Source organism: Aquidulcibacter paucihalophilus, from assembly GCF_002105465.1.
Classification (GTDB): Bacteria; Pseudomonadota; Alphaproteobacteria; order Caulobacterales; family Aquidulcibacteraceae; genus Aquidulcibacter; species Aquidulcibacter paucihalophilus.
Window position 1 is genome coordinate 1 of sequence record NZ_NCSQ01000009.1, and the last position, 873, is coordinate 873.

At 57.9% G+C, this 873-nt stretch carries 3 protein-coding genes; 1 reads left to right on the plus strand and 2 read right to left on the minus strand.

Features of this window, described 5'->3' with window-relative positions; all coding sequences use genetic code 11:
• Together B7364_RS00350 and B7364_RS17770 are read right to left on the minus strand one after the other, a co-directional pair.
• Positions 1 to 119, minus strand: a 119-nt coding sequence (locus B7364_RS00350; RefSeq protein WP_157893382.1) for a transposase, incomplete at its 3' end; no start/stop codon positions are given.
• A gap of 134 nt (positions 120 to 253) precedes the next feature.
• Positions 254 to 421 (minus strand): hypothetical protein, encoded by a 168-nt coding sequence (locus B7364_RS17770; protein ID WP_157893383.1) that lies wholly within the window; start codon positions 419 to 421, stop codon positions 254 to 256.
• 42 nt (positions 422 to 463) lie between these two features.
• Between B7364_RS17770 and B7364_RS00355 the strand changes: the two genes are divergently transcribed.
• Positions 464 to 790 carry a hypothetical protein gene (locus B7364_RS00355; RefSeq protein ID WP_085337953.1) on the plus strand — a complete coding sequence of 109 codons (327 nt, stop codon included), beginning with the start codon at positions 464 to 466 and terminating at the stop codon, positions 788 to 790.
• Positions 791 to 873 lie beyond the last annotated feature (83 nt).

An 873-nucleotide genomic window follows, 5' to 3' on the forward strand; every position in this document is an offset into this window, starting at 1 on the left:
TTGTAAAATGTAGCGCTGCTCACACCATGCTTGCGGCATACTTCACCCGTCGGCACACCGCGCTCTTGCTCCGCCAAAATCGCAATAATCTGCTCTTCACTAAATCTGCTGCTTCTCATGTCCATCTCCGCTTGATGGACTCTCCTTTCAAANGAGAATACGGACCTTGATCAAGACTGTTTAGACATAAAGCCAAAGACGACGTGAACCGATCGACCTCGTCGGTCAGTTCGCCTTTTGCCAAGTCTCAGCGCTAACCCCGGTTGAGACCGACACTTACACCATCGCCACCGGCACCAACCGTCTGCGCAGCATTGCCCACACCAGCGGCACGCGAACGTTCAGCCATGATGGGCGCGGTAATCAGATCACCGAGCAGTTCCCGGGCGGGGTCACGGTCACCGTTGCCTACGACGGCCATGCCCGTCTGACGCGCTACCGAAATGGTGGGGCAAGCCAGACCATGCTCTATAATGGCATGGATGAGCGGATGCAGGTGGTCACCACCCCGGCCATCGGGGCTGCTGATACCCGCGTCTATCTCTATGACCTCGATCACCGCATCGTGGGTGAATATGGAGATACGGGCACCGTTGACATCAAGGCTGAATATATCTGGCTGATGCCCGAAGTGGGGGCGACAGGGCCAACGGGCGGGGATGATGGCTTGGGTGGCTATATGCCGCTGGCCACCGCCGTCGGCCAAACTGGCACGCTCAACTGGCTCCACACCCACCACCATGGCGCGCCCATCCTCACCACCAATGCAGCTGGCACCGCTGTGCGGTAAATTGTTCCACCGAACGTCTACTTACCGACCCCGATCAGCCCTCAACACCAAAGATTCGTTCTCCGGACACTTTCGGACGCCCA

Excerpts from the sequence above, each read along its gene's own strand:
- B7364_RS17770 (WP_157893383.1), bottom strand. The coding sequence starts at position 421 with ATGGCCGTCGTAGGCAACGGTGACCGTGACCCCGCCCGGGAACTGCTC.
- B7364_RS00355 (WP_085337953.1), top strand. The coding sequence starts at position 464 with ATGCTCTATAATGGCATGGATGAGCGGATGCAGGTGGTCACCACCCCG.